Raw genomic sequence first — 15,927 nt, 5'->3', positions numbered from 1 at the left:
TGTGGATTAAAAGGATTTGGAGATATTAGTTACAATTAAGAGTAAAAATGCTTAAGGGAAGTTATAAATATATACTGTAAAATAATGGATAATAAAATAGTTGCCCACTTTTACTTGACTCAATCAAAATAATTGTAAATATATTTAAGTTATGGTAATCATGGTACAATTAAATATATAATTCATGATAAACTATAAAAAATCGTATAGTAATGATTTGAAAATGTAAAGGAGAGAATTAATTTGAAAACAATTGGTTTAATAGGTGGAATGAGTTGGGAATCGTCGCTTGAATATTACAGAGTTATAAATGAAACTGTCAAATTAAAATTAGGAGGACTTCATTCGGCACAATGCTTAATGTATTCAGTAGATTTTGAACAAATAGAAGTATTACAACATGAAAATAAGTGGGATGAACTAACTAATATTATGGTCAATGCTGCTGAAAGGCTAAAAAATGGCGGTGCTGATTTTATTATAATATGTACTAATACAATGCATAAAATGGCAAGTGATATAGAGAATAAGGTAGGAATAAAGGTTTTACATATAGCCGAAGTAACAGGTGAAAAAATAGTTGAAAAGAGAATGAAAAAGGTTGGATTACTTGGAACTAAATTTACTATGGAACAGGATTTTTATAAACAAGTGTTAAAGGAAAAATGTAATATTGATGTGATTATTCCAGATGAAAATGAGAGAGAAATTATTCATGAAATTATTTATAATGAATTATGCGAAGGTATAATAAATGAAGTTTCAAAGGAAAAATATATAAGAATAATAAACAATTTAGCATTAAAGGGTGCCGAGGGCGTAGTGCTAGGGTGTACAGAAATACCTCTATTGATAAAGCAAGAAGATGTTAGTATACCAGTTTTTGATACAACAACAATACATGCTATTTCTGCAGTTGAATTTGCTTTAGATAAATAGTCTACAAATTGGTATGATACTAGTAGTCAATATTTATATATGTCATTACAAGTAACTCAATTGTTTAATGATTCTTATTATGTAGAAGAATCATTTAATATATTCAGAAGGAAGTGTTTTAATTGTAATTCCTGTTTCATCAAATTTATAATTTGTATTACTTAGAGGAACATTTCCAGAAACTAGATTTAATTCCACAGAATAAATTGCATTTGTTTGAGTACGAACATCTTCAGTAGCAATACCTGTCATTATGCCCTGATCAATTAATTCTTTAGCCTTAGGTGAGCCATCAACTCCTATAAAAGGAATATATTTCGATTTATCATATTTGTTAAATCCATATTTTTGTAATGCTTCAATAGCACCAACTGCCATATCATCATTATTAGCATTCCATGCATCAGCTAGGATTCTACCTTGTAGAATTCCACTAAGCTTAGCATCTCCAGTTATAATAATACCTTTACCATAAGCACTAATAACATTTGCCATTGATTCAGTTGATCTGGGTAGATAGAGAATTAATGGAATGTTTGTCCACATTACTTTATTAAGGTCATCTGATGATCTACCAAAGGATAAAATGATGGCTATTGCAGCAATAACAAAAAAGAGAAGCTTGTCCCTATTATAAGGGATAAGCTTCTATTAGCATTCAAACCTTAAACAATTATAGTATCCATTAGAGCATTTCACATAACTAGAGATAATTATAATGGCGAATCAACTTGAGATCCACCTTCATTAGTAATGAAATTATAGTAGTGTCGTATAGCAGCATCGGCAATTGAATTCATATACACATTGATGTCAGGATGAGAGGCTTTGAGCTCATTAAGCATTACTGCAGTAGACTTTCTTAAAGAGTATCCTCGTTTAACATTAAAATATTCTCCGTCAATAGGAGGGGTCATGCCTTTAGTAGTCCCTTTCACTAGTCTATTGTGTACTGTTATAGTATTATCTGATGGGAGATGCACAATGTCCTTTGGAATTGATTCTGATTTATCTTTAGTAGGAGTTCTATCTTTAATCGAGAATAACGAAATGTATTCTCCTGTTGGCTCAACGTAGTCAACAAAGCAAACCTCGTCTATTGGTTCTTCATAACCTAAATCATCTTTTTCTATCTTTAAATTATTTTTCTTGATGGTCATAATAATCTCCTCCTTATCTTCTCAACTAATATATATGCTATTTAGGTTAAAAGTAGCGAGAAATTAAGAAATTACGTAATTAATAAATTAAGAGATTAGGTAATTAAGAAATTACATAATTAATAACTTAAGAGATTAATTTATTAAGAAATTACATAATTAATAACTTAAGAAATTAATTTATTAAGAAATTAAATAATTAAGAAGTTATAGGAAACCTAAGGCTTTCGTCAGTTTTAATAGAAATTCAGCATGAAAAATAAGCTGGAAATATGTTTGTTTAGTAGCTTATAAATTATGAGAGGATACAGATGTATCTTTGCCACCAGAATATAAAACAGAAATATTTTAATTATTATTGGATTAGGATATAATTTAAATTAGATAAGAATGGGAGTGAGATTATTAAATGGAATGAAGTTAGAAAATATAGCCTAATAAATGGCTTTTGTTTGAAGCAATAGAAGTTCGTTCTGGGGAAGGAAAAAGGATTGTTGAAGAGTTTTCAGATATAAACGTATATGAGCAAGGAAAAGAAGCTCTTAAAGAATATGCAGAGAAACATAGAAAGGATAAAAGTAGAGAAATGTATGTTTACCATACTAAAAATGAAAAATTATTAATAGAAGAAAGAAAGGTGTGGTGATTATGAAAATAAGTAAAGAACAAATCCAAGAAATAAAAAAGTATCCTAATTCAATTTATAATGAGATTAAAAGAGAATTTTTATTTCACTCAAATAAAATAGAAGGAAGCACCTTTACAAAAGAAAATTTGGATAAATATTTAGATAAAAAAGTAATTGAAGGAAGCCATAATATAGATGATGTATTTGAAACCATTAATTCAGTTGAACTTTTTGATTTTGTGATATTAAATTTAGGAGAAAAAATTACAAAGACGTTGATTTTAGAGTTTCATAGAATGTTAAAGCAAAATACTTTGGATTTTCACAATGGGTTTTCAGGAGTATGGAAGAAGATACCTAATATTATAACAGGATCAGATATTAAATTAGCGCAGCCTTGGGAAGTGGATTTGAGGATAGAAGACTTATTGAAGTGGTGGGAAATTTCTGAGAAAAATTATAAAAATATAACAAGATTTCATGGTGAATTTGAAAAAATACATCCTTTCCAAGATGGTAATGGAAGAATAGGTAGATTTATTATGTTAAAACAGTGCGTAGAAAACAATATAGGGCTTATAGCAATAGATGAAAAATATAATGATGACTACAAAAAAGCATTAAAAGAAGGTCAAAAAATAGGAGATTATACTTTGCTCGAGGAAATATTTGAAAAATGTCAGGAATTTTTACATGATAAAAATGAGATATTGACAGATACGTTAAAGTGTCTGAAGAGTGAAGAGATTTAATTAGCTTTTCTTTAATAATATGTGTGATAGGTGTTAAATGTATCTAATTGATAAAGAAAAAAGATAAGCCTTTGGTTGAAAAACCTGAGGCTTTTTTCATGCAATGGGGTTGCGTATAAAAGTCTTCAAATGTTGGGGAAATAATTAATCAAGTCTTTGAATATTTACAGAATAAAAAGATAAAGGCAATAAGAGAACTTGGGAGAATAGTGGTAATTTACATAATATGCTACAATATGAATATACTTGTTTGGATTAATCTGGAATGGTAGAAAAATACGAAGTAAGTATTATATATAATTTGGGCGGTGAAAATCATGGAAATAGTATTCAGAAAACTAATTCAAGATGATTTGGATATATTTATAAAAATGAGAGTTAACCAGTTACAGGAAGAAGGTGCAGAATCAACCTTAGATTTAAAACCACAGTTGTATGAGTATTATACAAAGCATTTAAAGGACGGCACTTTTGTTTCATGGTTGGCAGTAGATGATAGAAAAATAGTGGGAACAAGCGGAATATCCTTTGTTGAAAAGCCACCATATTATAGCAATCCGTATGGTAAAATCGGTCTTATATCAAGTATGTACACTTTGAAAGAATATAGAAAAAAAGGTATTGCCAAAGAATTACTGGACAGGGTAGTGAATGAAGCGAAAGATTATGACTGTGGTGCAGTACACATTACGGCTTCCGATAAGGGAGTTCTTCTATATACAGATTATGGTTTCAAGAAAAACAAGAACTTCATGCAATATGCATTTTAGTCAAAATTCCAATTTAATGTTGAGTATTATAAATTAAAATTTAAAGGGCGGTTTTACTGCTAAAGGAGACTATAGAAATGAAAATTGAGACAAATGATTTGATTATCCGCAATTTTGAGTTAAGCGACGCAAATGATTTATGTGAATATATGCTGCAGCGAGTTAATGCTGAATTTGAGGCATATCCAGATTTCAATTGCCAAAAAGTGAAAAAAGAAGTTGAATTCAGAGCACAAAGCGATGAATTCTATGCAATTGAGTTGAAAAAAGAGCATAAAGTTATTGGAAATATTTATCTAGGAAAGAGGAGTTTTAATACAAGAGAAATTGGATATGTATTGAATGAGAACTATCAGCATAAGGGATATGGAAGTGATGCAAGCAAAGCGGTTATAGAATATATGTTTAGTCAAGGTGTTCATCGAATTTATGCAGAATGTGCTCCTCAAAACATACCTTCATGGAAACTTATGGAAAAGGTTGGAATGAGGCGTGAAGCACATTTTAGAAAAAATGTTTCTTTCCATAAAGATACTAATGGATATCCTATATATTGGGATACCTATGTATATGCATTATTAAACTCATATGAAGAAGTTTGTTCTGACTGATAAATTTCAATTTATCAGCTAGATATAAGAATTGTAACTAAGTCTCATTAATACCTAAAGATTTAGAACAAAACTAAAATAGTACGACATTCAATGGAGTATGTTTTGTTTAATTAAAGTTTAATATTGGAGATGAAATATTTTTCTAGTCACTACAAATAAGAGGAGGATAAATATGAAAAAAGTGTTGTTATTATTGGCAAATGGATTTGAAATATTTGAAGCAAGTGTTTTTGTTGATGTAATTGGATGGAATTACATTGATGGTGATAAATCTACACAATTATTTACTTGTGGAAGAACTAAGGAAGTAAACAGTACATTTAATCAAAAGATTATCGTAGACTGCACTTTTGATGAGGTAAATATTGATAATTATGACGCCTTGGCAATTCCAGGAGGATTTATAGAATATGATTTTTATAATGATGCCTATAATGAACAGTTTTTAGAAATTATAAGAGAATTTAATAAAAAAGGTAAGATTATAGCCTCAATATGCGTTGCTGCATTACCTCTAGGAAAAAGTGGAGTTTTAAAAGGAAGAAAAGGAACCACATATAATAAAAGATCTGGAATAATGCAAAAACAGTTGAAAGATTTTGGTGTTGAAGTTATAAATCAACCAATAGTAATTGACCAGAATATAATTACATCTTGGAATCCATCGACCGCAATGGAAGTTGCTTTCCTATTGTTAGAAAGATTGACAAATAAAGAGAATAAAGAGGCTGTTAGAGAATTGATGGGATATTAAGAAAATAGTTATTTGGCTAACAATATATTGTATTAAATAGCATATTATAAAATAATTTACCTTAAGACTCTGATAATTCTCCAATACTAAATACTGTGACATAATCTTCGTAAACTACGTTACAAGGGTGTTTTTTTAATAAATTAACATAGGGGGAAATGAGAGTATGATTTCTTTAATAGTAGCAGTATCAAAAAATAATGTTATAGGTAATAATGGAATAATACCATGGAAAATTAAAGGTGAGCAAAGAAGATTTAAGGAATTAACTACTGGCAAAATAATAATTATGGGTAGAAAATCTTTTCAAGAGATAGGAAGACCATTACCAAATAGAAAAACAATTATTATTTCAAATACTGAAAATATAGTGTTAGATAATTGTATAACTGTAAAATCCCTGCTTGCAGCATTCGATTTAGTAAAAGGTGAGGAAGAAGTCTTTATTGCTGGTGGAGGGCAAGTATACAAAGAAGCGTTGTCTTATTCAGATAAAATATATATTACTGTAATAGATAAAATAATTGATGGTAATGTTTATTTTCCGCAAATTGATAAAGATGACTTTGTAAAAACTTATGAAGAAAGAATTGAAGGCGAAATACCTTATATATATTATACATATGAGAGAATAAAAACGTAGGAGATATATGTTTTTACGGAATATTCTTAGATTGAGTCACACTGGTAGGACTTTGTGAACTAAAGATTAATTATATAGTATTCTGGGAGGGAGAAAATTGTGGATAATAAGGGTTTTTGGATATTTTGCACTGGGAAAAGCAATGGATATTGCTCAACCAAAGGAAATGTTGATATGTAGCGTAATAATTTATATAATTATTGAAATGTATTATTTTAGTAAGTATCTGATGAACCATACAAAATAAGCACAACTTTTAGTGAACAGTATTCTTAGATTGAATCGTAGTGGTATCTGAATTAGAAGTAAAGATTATCTATATTAGTTGAGGAGGAGAAATGAAAAAAATATTTAAAAATCTAAGAGGTCCAGTTGCTATAACTATCATGTTTCTTATCATATTTGTTTTTTTGAAAAATGATAATTTTACTTATATATTTTTAGTTAAGTTTTTTTTGATGTCTGGTATAAATTTTATTATCTTGGCAAGAATTGAAGATTCTTATTCTATTTTAAATAGAATAAAAAAACTAGAAAAACTTGATTTTCCTAAATATAAAGATATTACTGTAATATTAATTGGGGGAGTGATCCTTTTTGTAACATACTTATCTTTATTTTTAGATTATTTTGGAGTTATAAATATATTTCAACATCTGAGAGAAGTGGATATAGATATTTTTTATAAAACACTATTGGTTATTAGTTTAATAGTACTTGTAATATTTGCTTTTTCATCAAATATATCAGGAATAATTATACGACCATATTTTAGTAATGGAGTAGAAATATTTGAAATTAAAGAGCACAACCTAATGTATGGTAATGAGATTTTAAATAGAGCAACAGGTAGATTTAAAAATGGAATAATAATTGGATATTATATTTTTAATTTTAAAGATATAAAAGAAAAATATAAAGATAACTTTGGAAATATTATAATATATGGATACCAAAATCATCCATTCAAGATTGTTATTAGCGCATCTAGAAGTAATGCTTACTTTTATGATGTTCTAAATATATTGAAATAAAGCAATGATAGTAGATATGCTACATTGAGTACAAGCATACTGATTTATCAGAAGGAGAGCATTATGAAAAAGTTTTTATCTAAGCGATTGCTGTTTATATTACCTGGAGTTGTGGCATATATACTTAATAAATATGCACAGAATCATCTGGATTGGGCGGAACAATACAGTAGGTCAGTATATCTGATGTTGTCTAATGCAGTGGGATTTTTACCTTCTCTAGTAAAATTTTCTGTTAGTGAATGGCTGGTGGTATTGGTTTTGTTGTTTTTGCTATTATATATTGTTTATTATGTGCGTAAGGTTATCATAAGTAAAGGGACACGTAGGATGGTAGTTTATCGTAGTGTGATGGGAATAGTCGCGATGTGTAGCATGATATATTTTTGTTTTACTGTTTTGAGTGGATTAAACTATCATCGGTATTCTTTCTTGTCTTATACCGAATATCATGAGGAGAACTACAGCGAGGAGGAACTGGAGAAATTGTGTAAGTCGCTTGCCGATGACATGGGACTGGTAAGAGAGAAACTGGGAGAAGATACTGACCTTTTGGTCCAAGCACCAGATGATTTTGATTATTATGCACAACACTCAGTGTTGTCGATACAAATGTTGGCAAAGAAGTATCCTATTTTGGAGAGGTCTTTATATTCCACACCAAAACCAGTGGTGATGTCAAAACTGATGTCTCGTGCAGGTATACAAGGTAATTTTTGCCCTTTTACTTTGGAATCTAATATCAATGTTGATATGCCAGTTTTCATGATACCTGCCGCTATGACACATGAACTGGCCCATCAGTGTGGTTTTATGCATGAGGATGAGGCAAGTTTTATATCCTATCTGGCATGCAAGCAGCAGGATGAACCAATGATACTTTATAGTGGGCTTTTTCTAGCGTTTGATCATTCCATATCTGTGCTGGAGAAAGTTGATTCGGATAAGGCATTGGAGATAATGGACAGCCTGTCCAAGACGGTGCAGCATGATATAGTACAGCATGAGCAATATTGGGGCAAGTATGAGGGGATTATTTCAAATATTTCAATTATTGTCAATGATGCCTATCTGAAGGCGAATAACCAGACAGACGGTGTGAATAGCTATGATGAAATGGTAAATCTATTGCTGGCAGAGGAGAAATATAAACTGTCGAGTACGCCGTAGATTTGTGTAAAATAAAATAGACAAGACAAATTATAATTCGAAACCCAAATAAGTTTGTAAAAAAAATCCAGCATACCTTACAGCATGCTGGAATATAAATTCTATTTACTAAATTGGTTTGCAAAAGCTGCTACGATTTTAACTTTTGTTCTATCATGACTTTCAACTACTTGTAAAATCTTTGCTGCTTTCAAATCTTCATTTGATACCTTACTAATTTCCTCTATAGCTTTTTCAGCTACAGAATTTTCATTTACCAATTTTTCGATAAAAACTTGTACTGAATCTAGGTTTACAACATCTGTGTTTTCATTTGACATAAGCTTGCCCCCCTCATAATAGGTATTACTAATAACTAATTTTATTTTGTCTTCATTTAACCATCTAGCTCGTCCTTTTTTTACTAGTTGTTTAGCTCTTTTAAAATAAGTAGATGATACTAAATTGTCCTTATCATCTATAACACAAATGTTTTTTATCATGGGTACCATCCCCTTGCTATAGATTTTATGATTCTTCGTTTTTTTTAATGGGTATCTTCCCCTGAATCATTAGGATAATTATACCATATACTTAGTAATATATGTATATAATAAATGCAGTTTAAATAATTTCACTTAAACTGTCTTTATCAACTCTTCTTACTGCCATACTAAAATACTTTTAGGGCTCATTTTTGTTTCCCTCAAACTTCTTAGTGCCTACCTCCTCAAAAATATTATTTTTTTGATCGCTATTTGACTGAGGTATTATATTTTTTATCACCATTTCATTGATTTTGGATATTTCACTCATTATTTTTATAAAATCCTCTTGTGTTAAAGGCTTTTTATTATCTTTTAACTCATATCCAAGCTGGCCACTCACTTCGATTGTTCCATATTTAATATCTTCTATAGAGGCTATTCCGGTCTGCCTCAAACGAGTTTCAAGTCTATCTATTGACAACCTAAGTTTTGTTAAGTTCTTCATGTTGAGTTTACCATTTTCAATAATAACTACTGATTTTCCAGAAAATATGGTCTCTAAAAAATCCACTTTAATTTCTAGGTATTCAGTAATCATCATTAATATTGTTAATATAAATGCTGCCAGGAAAGTAATAAGCAGTCCCTTTCCAGATACAGGTTGAATGAGCAGTGATCCTAATCCTATCATCACAATAGTTTGTGATATTGTCATTTGGGAAATTGATTTTCTTCCCCCCTACTCTTAAAATAAATGTTCCAACCATAAATATAAGAAAAGATTGCCATATCCAATTCAATTCCATATTTTCACCTCCTTAAAGAATGTTAGACACTTTATATTAATTTGCAATAAAAACAGGAGATTAAACACTATTAACATCACCTATATAGAGATAGTATTGGCAAAAATGAAAGAATTATACTAGGATTCACGGGAGAATCTATTCCCCCTATACCTTTTCATATAACCCATAAACTTTACTTAAATACTAATTAGTTATGAGTTATTTTAGACACCTAAATATAAATATTCTCTTTCCTCTCACTAATAAGTAGCCAATAAAAATAGTATAAGTGAAAATAATTTGCGATGGGATTGATTATGTTGTGGGTAAAGTTCAGCAGGGGAGAGGTGAGTATTAAGATAATATAGTTTTATAGAAAATAATGGTATAATTTATATATGAGTTATTTTGAATTAGTATGAAATTAAGTGGAAAGTACATAGAACATTTAATTTAAGGGGTTATTATGAAAAGTATTTGGAAGATAGGTAATGATATTGTTTATGAAATTAGAAGAACAGGCAATCCAAAACTATTGATTGATTTATTTGATGTTAGAACAAAGGAGTGGAAATATCATATTGTCAGTAATGAATGTGGAACTTTTGGTGTTTTTGGAGACCTTGCAAAATTAAGTTATATACAAGGATTTAAATTAATTCCAACAGCAATAGAGATAGTAAACAATCAGATTGATAAAGATTTGATTACGACTGCATTGTCTTTGCTTTTAACATGTATTGAAACATCTAACACAACTGAGATTCCAAATGAATTATTGCAACAGTGGACAAGTATAAATAATAAAGTTAATGAAAGTAATGTTGAGGATAGTATGAAAATGTGGAATGCAATTAACAGGTGGTACAGAATAGATGAATCACATAATAAAAGATAGAATTCACATTAGTCACACTGGTATGAAAAGGCGGAATAAAGATTTTAAAGTGAGGATTATAATGAAAAATAAAATAAACTGCAAAATGTACGAGGAATTTAATATGTATCTACATACATTGGGGATACCTTCTGTTTCAATAAAATACTATGATACAAACTATTTAAATATTTTTGTAGAAAAGATATCTGAGGCTCAAGTTAGTAAGGAAATTGCAAAACAATATAGCAAAGAGATTATTGCATATTTCAAAAAACTTTTAAAAACATATAATTATAAAGGAGACTATAACAAATATGAGTGGTCTTCCTCGTCAGTTACCAATGTATGCTCACAAAATGCAATATATATAGATGCTCTTTTTAGAGATTCTAAAAAAGAAGTAGTAAAAAAAATAAATGATAAAATTGCACCAGAATTTCGTCCGAAATATATATTTGTTCATAGTTCAGACCATGACAATGGATATCGTTATCTTGCTGGATATTTAATAATATTTGAAAATGAAATAGTTTTAAAACAGAGTGAAAAGAATGTTCAAAGCGAGATAATTGATATATGCAATGAAATTTTAATTAAAAATGACATTGAGAATAAATATAGACCTAAATATTTAGTGGTAGGGTTCTATGATGCACATAATCCTGGCTTATATGGAATGTCCAGAGAAGATTAATTTATATATTTACTTTATAATATTCATAAAGTACGTATCAAAGATAGATTATTATGAATGGAGTGAAGTTATTATGAGTAGTTCAATTAAAGAAATTATTATACAATTTGTTTTCGTATTTTTGGTTCTTTCTATAATAGGGTATTTTATAAAATCATTAGAACTTAATCTGATAAAATCATTAGCACTGTCTTTTGGGTTGGCAATGGTTAAGCTTGTAGCATATATCATAAAAAAATCTAAAAAAATTAAATAGAAATGTATAGTCTTCTAATATTATGTCACTTATATTAAGAAAGGATGATTTATATGGGAATTGACTATTCTACAATTATTATGTCAGTTATCAACCTTGTACTATTATTTGCAGTTTTGGTAGTGATATATAAAGGAATACAAGTATTAAAAAATTTTGTTAATAGAAATAAAGAGATGGATAAAAAGATAGATATTATTTTGAATAAATTAGAAAATAGAGAAGATAACTAATATTTATAAATGCATAATCTTCGTAAATTATGTTACAAAGGTGAAATAATAACTTTGTGATTTTATATATGGTGTGTGTTAGGCAGCTGTATAGAAAACGATGTATTAGTATAAAGGGAGGGTTATAAATGAAAAAAATGAAGCGGATAGTACTTAGTATTTTTTATTTTATTGGAATTGTTATACTTGCTTTAGTTACTACAGGGGTAGTATTTGTAGCTTACTACTATTCGAAGCTATTTTTATTTGCAAAAGGAGACTACTTATTGTTCGTATCCGGCGAGTTAGACATGATACCTATAACTATGATTCTGGCTTTAATTACATATGCTTTTATTCGAATAAAGGAAAAGTTTTCTGAAAGGAAAAATAAGCAAATAGAAATAATAGAAGAAGATACTGAAACTGTAGATATTGAAACACTTAGTAAACCTGAAAAATTTTTCTATAAGCTATTAAATAAACTTATACCATTTGATGACAAAATCACAAAGATATTTAAGGTAATAAAAATTTGCTGTATATGTGTTCTAATAATATCTATATATTGTGGAATGACAGGGTATGCGATTTTATACCCTAACAGCATTAAGGTAAGCACACCTACAACTCCTAAGGGTACTATTTATAATTATAGTGATATAAATAGTGTTAATGTTGGAGTTGCAAAAGGGCATAAAAACTCTTATTCACCATATTATAAGGTTATATTTAATGATGATAAGTCTGTTAATTTTTTTAGTGACGGCATGCAAGCTAGTAAAAATATGAATTTTGAAGATGTATTAATTAACTTAGATAATGAGTTAAGAGCTCAAGGTGTTATTAAGAGTGTAAATAAAGAAAATTTTGAAGGGTATGCTAAAGATCTGGACAAGGGTTTTGTAAGCCGGGTAGAGAAATTATTCGATGATAAATAGAAGAGGGGAGTATTGGAAAATATTTAGTAGATTAGCAACATTTTTTGGAGGTGAAAATTTTGAAGGAGACCAAGGTGCTTTAACATTTGTAATAGGTGTAGGTTTACTCACCGTTGGGATTTGTTTTACACCTAAACTGTGGAAGTGGATTTATCTTTTGGAATTACATTTACAAAATGTGCTATAATAAGAATATATTCGCGGTGATTAAATCATAATAATTAAATACAAAATGAAGGTTATTTATACAGCCTGGAAAGGGGGATAACGATGACTGAAGAAATTGTAGGATGGATAGTAGTAATAATATTTGTGATAATTTCGGTTTTATTATTATCTGGAAAAGGAAGCTTTTTAATAGCAGGTTATAATACTGCAAGCAAAGAAGAAAAAGAAAAGTATAACGAAAAGAAGCTTTGTCGTATCATGGGTACTGGATTTAGTGTCATAACACTTGTTGTTGCTGTCAATGTATATTTTGGTGAAGCAATCCCGTCATTTTTAAAATGGACAATGCCTTGGGGTATTTTAATACCTATTGGTTTTATGATTGTTTTAGCAAATACGATTAGCCGTAGTAAATAAGCTCATTAGTTAGCATTCTTATCATATTAGGGAAGAGGTTTAGTAAGTAAAACATAAAAAATAATTAATTATAATATTGTATTATTCAATAAAATGAATATGCGGTGTTTTTTATGTCGTACTATTAGGAAATATAGGTAAGATAATTATGCCCTGTTTAATTTTGATTTCAGTTATATGGTTGGGAGTTATTTTTATAAAGGGTATTGTAAAGCTAAAATCATCATTTATTGCTGAAATTGATAAGTTTTCAAACTTATTAGTATTATATTTACTAATATTGTTTAATAATGAAGGTATTCTGTTATTATATATATAATAAACAATTCACGATAAGGAAGGTGTTTTACATTACACCATACTTTTGTTTTTGTAATAAAAAAGGCTTAAGACCTTGCTTATGCAAGGATTTAGGATTTAAATAAATAAAATAAAGATAGTATTTATACTATCTTTGTATACGAGGGTGTGCAATTATGGAAACTGAAGTAGCAAAGTCAACAAAAAGGCCAATAAAAAAGCGTAAGAAAATTGTTTTAGGTATTATAATTTCTATTTTTACTTTAATTATTATATACTTTGGGATGGTTATATTTTTCATGAATCATTTCTATTTTGGTTCTACAATAAATAGCATTAGTGTTTCGGGTAAAAGTGTAGAGGATGTAAATGAACAAATGATATCTGAGATTCAAGAATATCAGCTAAACATAAAAGAACGAGGCGATATAAATGAACAAATTAGCGGAGAAGAAATTGAATTACAGTATAGTGATAGTGGTATATTTAAGGAGTTAAAAGATAAACAAAATCCTTATAAATGGATTTCAGCTGTTTTTAATACAGAAGATCTTAAAATTATAGCAGAAGTTAAATATGATAAAAATTTATTAAAAGAACAAGTGGATAAGCTTTCTTGTTTTGATAGTAGTGAGGTAATTGAACCTAAGAATCCTAGTTATGAGTATACAGATAATGAGTATGTGATTGTCGATGAAGTCATTGGAAACAAGGGTAATAAAGACATTTTATATAATTATGCCATAGAGGCAGTGAGCACAGGCGAAACAACAATAGATTTGGATTCAATTGATTACTATGTTAAGCCACAATATACTTCGGAATCTCCAGAGATAGTTGCAACAAGGGACATGCTTAACAAATATGTATCATCAGAGGTTACCTATACTTTCGGGGAAGATAAAGAAATTTTAGATGGTTCTACCATAAATAAATGGTTTACAGTTGATGATAAGAATGAAATATCATTTAATGAAAAACAAGTTGAAATCTATATGGATAAACTTGCTATGGAATATAATACAGTTGCTAAGACGAGAGAGTTTGTTACATCAAAAGGAACAGCAATTAATGTTAGTGGTGGTACTTATGGCTGGTCCATTAATAAGGTTAAAGAAATTAAAGATTTAATTTCCATTATAATGGAAGGTGAATCCATAACAAAAGAACCAGCATATTATCAAACAGAAGTGTCTCATGAAAAGGGTTCTATTGGAAATACATATGTAGAAATAGATCTTTTAGGGCAACACTTATGGTTTTATAAAAATGGATCACTTATAACGCAGGGGGATGTTGTCACAGGTACTGATATATCTGATAAGACTAGAACACCTGTTGGTATTTATATGATTAATTATAAAGAAAAAAATGCAACCCTTACAGGTGAAAATTACGCTGCTCCTGTGAATTTTTGGATGCCTTTTATTGGAGGAGTAGGAATTCATGATGCAAGCTGGCGAGATACGTTTGGAGGAAATCTGTATAAGACAAGCGGATCCCATGGTTGTATAAATTCACCATACGATGTAGCAAAAACAATATTTGATAATATAGACGTAGGTACTCCGGTTGTTTGTTATTAAGGGAGTAGAAGCAAGCTCGTCACTTTATTCCTCCCAAATACCCATGGAGTAGTTATTTTTACATGTATGTAAAAATAAGCTGCCAGTGAAACCCTCGACTAATTAATTTTAGTCGAGGGTTTTCTTATGCATAAGTTTATTCATTTAAAATTATTGGATTAGATTTGAAGTAAATCAAAGAAGTATTAGGTGGTATGCATAATCAAAGAGCATTAATGCAAATACTACAATCATTACATCTTGAAGATTACAAACAAGCATTTATAACATAGTTATATATATAAATAAAGGAGACTGATTGAATTTATGAAAACATTTAATAAGAGAAAATTCATATTATTATTAACACTATCACTGGTAGGTACTATGTCAACTCCTATAATTGCTATGGCAGCAGGTCAAAGCACAGTTAATCTTGGAACAACCTCAACATTTGCGGTTTTGTCTGGCTCCACAATCACCAATACTGGAACCACAACAATTAATGGAAGTGCTGGTGGGGATGTAGGACTATTTCCAGGTAATGAGTTCTCAGGGCAGACGGTTGCAAAAATCAGTGGTGCTATACACTTGGCTGATGCAGTGGCAATTAAAGCTAAGGACGACCTGGTAACTGCATATAATGACGGTAAGCGTCAAATAACTCATCACCTAGGACTGGCAGTAAATTAATGTGATAATACTCCTATACTTAGTAGGAGGTAATTTGCATGGCAGAAAGAAGATCTAAAGAAGAATGGATGATACTTGTAAA

General features: G+C 29.5%; 23 protein-coding genes. 19 read left to right on the top strand and 4 right to left on the bottom strand.

Features of this window, described 5'->3' with window-relative positions:
- Positions 1-243 precede the first annotated feature (243 nt).
- A complete protein-coding gene (locus CLVI_RS15770) occupies positions 244-939 on the top strand; it encodes an aspartate/glutamate racemase family protein (RefSeq protein ID WP_106061064.1) in 696 nt (231 codons plus the stop codon).
- A 90-nt stretch (positions 940-1,029) separates the two neighbouring features.
- Here CLVI_RS15770 and CLVI_RS15765 read toward each other — a convergent pair whose 3' ends face one another.
- Complete coding sequence (locus CLVI_RS15765) at positions 1,030-1,434, bottom strand: substrate-binding domain-containing protein (RefSeq protein ID WP_242980748.1); 405 nt, start codon at positions 1,432-1,434, stop codon at positions 1,030-1,032.
- A 218-nt stretch (positions 1,435-1,652) separates the two neighbouring features.
- On the bottom strand, positions 1,653-2,099 hold the full coding sequence (locus tag CLVI_RS15760; RefSeq protein ID WP_106061062.1) for a hypothetical protein: 447 nt from the start codon (positions 2,097-2,099) through the stop codon (positions 1,653-1,655).
- Between the two features lie 448 nt (positions 2,100-2,547).
- On the opposite strand from CLVI_RS15760, the gene CLVI_RS15755 reads away from it, so the two are divergent.
- From CLVI_RS15755 to CLVI_RS15720, 9 genes are all read left to right on the top strand, one after another.
- On the top strand, positions 2,548-2,745 hold the full coding sequence (locus tag CLVI_RS15755) for a hypothetical protein (protein WP_242980747.1): 198 nt from the start codon (positions 2,548-2,550) through the stop codon (positions 2,743-2,745).
- Between the two features lie 2 nt (positions 2,746-2,747).
- Complete coding sequence (locus CLVI_RS15750; protein WP_106061061.1) at positions 2,748-3,479, top strand: Fic family protein; 732 nt, start codon at positions 2,748-2,750, stop codon at positions 3,477-3,479.
- Positions 3,480-3,796: 317 nt separating this feature from the next.
- Positions 3,797-4,249 (top strand): GNAT family N-acetyltransferase, encoded by a 453-nt coding sequence (locus CLVI_RS15745; protein ID WP_106061060.1) that lies wholly within the window; start codon positions 3,797-3,799, stop codon positions 4,247-4,249.
- A 77-nt stretch (positions 4,250-4,326) separates the two neighbouring features.
- Positions 4,327-4,860, top strand: a complete 534-nt coding sequence (locus CLVI_RS15740) for a GNAT family N-acetyltransferase (RefSeq protein ID WP_106061059.1) — start codon at positions 4,327-4,329, stop codon at positions 4,858-4,860.
- Between the two features lie 175 nt (positions 4,861-5,035).
- Complete coding sequence (locus tag CLVI_RS15735) at positions 5,036-5,617, top strand: DJ-1/PfpI family protein (protein ID WP_106061058.1); 582 nt, start codon at positions 5,036-5,038, stop codon at positions 5,615-5,617.
- Between the two features lie 166 nt (positions 5,618-5,783).
- The gene (locus CLVI_RS15730) at positions 5,784-6,260 is read left to right on the top strand and encodes a dihydrofolate reductase (protein ID WP_106061057.1); all 477 of its coding nucleotides are present in this window, start codon (positions 5,784-5,786) and stop codon (positions 6,258-6,260) included.
- A gap of 97 nt (positions 6,261-6,357) precedes the next feature.
- Complete coding sequence (locus CLVI_RS17560; protein WP_170065701.1) at positions 6,358-6,507, top strand: hypothetical protein; 150 nt, start codon at positions 6,358-6,360, stop codon at positions 6,505-6,507.
- A gap of 91 nt (positions 6,508-6,598) precedes the next feature.
- Positions 6,599-7,294, top strand: coding sequence for a hypothetical protein (locus CLVI_RS15725; RefSeq protein ID WP_106061056.1), 696 nt, complete (start codon positions 6,599-6,601; stop codon positions 7,292-7,294).
- Positions 7,295-7,357: 63 nt separating this feature from the next.
- The gene (locus tag CLVI_RS15720) at positions 7,358-8,464 is read left to right on the top strand and encodes a DUF3810 domain-containing protein (protein ID WP_106061055.1); all 1,107 of its coding nucleotides are present in this window, start codon (positions 7,358-7,360) and stop codon (positions 8,462-8,464) included.
- A 101-nt stretch (positions 8,465-8,565) separates the two neighbouring features.
- Here the strand turns inward: CLVI_RS15720 and CLVI_RS15715 are convergent, their stop codons facing one another.
- Both CLVI_RS15715 and CLVI_RS15710 read right to left on the bottom strand, forming a co-directional pair.
- Positions 8,566-8,946 (bottom strand): hypothetical protein, encoded by a 381-nt coding sequence (locus CLVI_RS15715; protein WP_106061054.1) that lies wholly within the window; start codon positions 8,944-8,946, stop codon positions 8,566-8,568.
- 181 nt (positions 8,947-9,127) lie between these two features.
- Positions 9,128-9,646, bottom strand: a complete 519-nt coding sequence (locus CLVI_RS15710) for a DUF421 domain-containing protein (RefSeq protein ID WP_242980746.1) — start codon at positions 9,644-9,646, stop codon at positions 9,128-9,130.
- A gap of 539 nt (positions 9,647-10,185) precedes the next feature.
- Between CLVI_RS15710 and CLVI_RS15705 the strand changes: the two genes are divergently transcribed.
- The 9 genes from CLVI_RS15705 to CLVI_RS15665 all read left to right on the top strand — a co-directional run bounded on the left by CLVI_RS15705 (position 10,186) and on the right by CLVI_RS15665 (position 15,845).
- Positions 10,186-10,617, top strand: a complete 432-nt coding sequence (locus tag CLVI_RS15705) for a hypothetical protein (protein WP_106061053.1) — start codon at positions 10,186-10,188, stop codon at positions 10,615-10,617.
- Between the two features lie 61 nt (positions 10,618-10,678).
- Positions 10,679-11,293 (top strand): hypothetical protein, encoded by a 615-nt coding sequence (locus tag CLVI_RS15700; protein WP_146127340.1) that lies wholly within the window; start codon positions 10,679-10,681, stop codon positions 11,291-11,293.
- Positions 11,271-11,549 (top strand): hypothetical protein, encoded by a 279-nt coding sequence (locus CLVI_RS15695; protein ID WP_207655397.1) that lies wholly within the window; start codon positions 11,271-11,273, stop codon positions 11,547-11,549. Before CLVI_RS15700 ends, CLVI_RS15695 begins: the two co-directional genes overlap by 23 nt.
- A 53-nt stretch (positions 11,550-11,602) precedes the next feature.
- The gene (locus CLVI_RS15690) at positions 11,603-11,782 is read left to right on the top strand and encodes a hypothetical protein (RefSeq protein ID WP_106061050.1); all 180 of its coding nucleotides are present in this window, start codon (positions 11,603-11,605) and stop codon (positions 11,780-11,782) included.
- A 128-nt stretch (positions 11,783-11,910) separates the two neighbouring features.
- A complete protein-coding gene (locus CLVI_RS15685) occupies positions 11,911-12,702 on the top strand; it encodes a hypothetical protein (RefSeq protein WP_106061049.1) in 792 nt (263 codons plus the stop codon).
- Positions 12,692-12,889 carry a hypothetical protein gene (locus CLVI_RS15680; protein ID WP_106061048.1) on the top strand — a complete coding sequence of 66 codons (198 nt, stop codon included), beginning with the start codon at positions 12,692-12,694 and terminating at the stop codon, positions 12,887-12,889. Before CLVI_RS15685 ends, CLVI_RS15680 begins: the two co-directional genes overlap by 11 nt.
- A gap of 83 nt (positions 12,890-12,972) precedes the next feature.
- The gene (locus tag CLVI_RS15675; RefSeq protein ID WP_106061047.1) at positions 12,973-13,287 is read left to right on the top strand and encodes a DUF3784 domain-containing protein; all 315 of its coding nucleotides are present in this window, start codon (positions 12,973-12,975) and stop codon (positions 13,285-13,287) included.
- A gap of 476 nt (positions 13,288-13,763) precedes the next feature.
- Complete coding sequence (locus tag CLVI_RS15670) at positions 13,764-15,173, top strand: L,D-transpeptidase family protein (RefSeq protein ID WP_106061046.1); 1,410 nt, start codon at positions 13,764-13,766, stop codon at positions 15,171-15,173.
- 306 nt (positions 15,174-15,479) lie between these two features.
- A complete protein-coding gene (locus tag CLVI_RS15665) occupies positions 15,480-15,845 on the top strand; it encodes an ice-binding family protein (protein WP_106061045.1) in 366 nt (121 codons plus the stop codon).
- Positions 15,846-15,927 lie beyond the last annotated feature (82 nt).

Source organism: Clostridium vincentii, assembly GCF_002995745.1.
Classification (GTDB): Bacteria; Bacillota; Clostridia; order Clostridiales; family Clostridiaceae; genus Clostridium; species Clostridium vincentii.
This window is presented reverse-complemented; position numbering and strand designations above follow the sequence as displayed.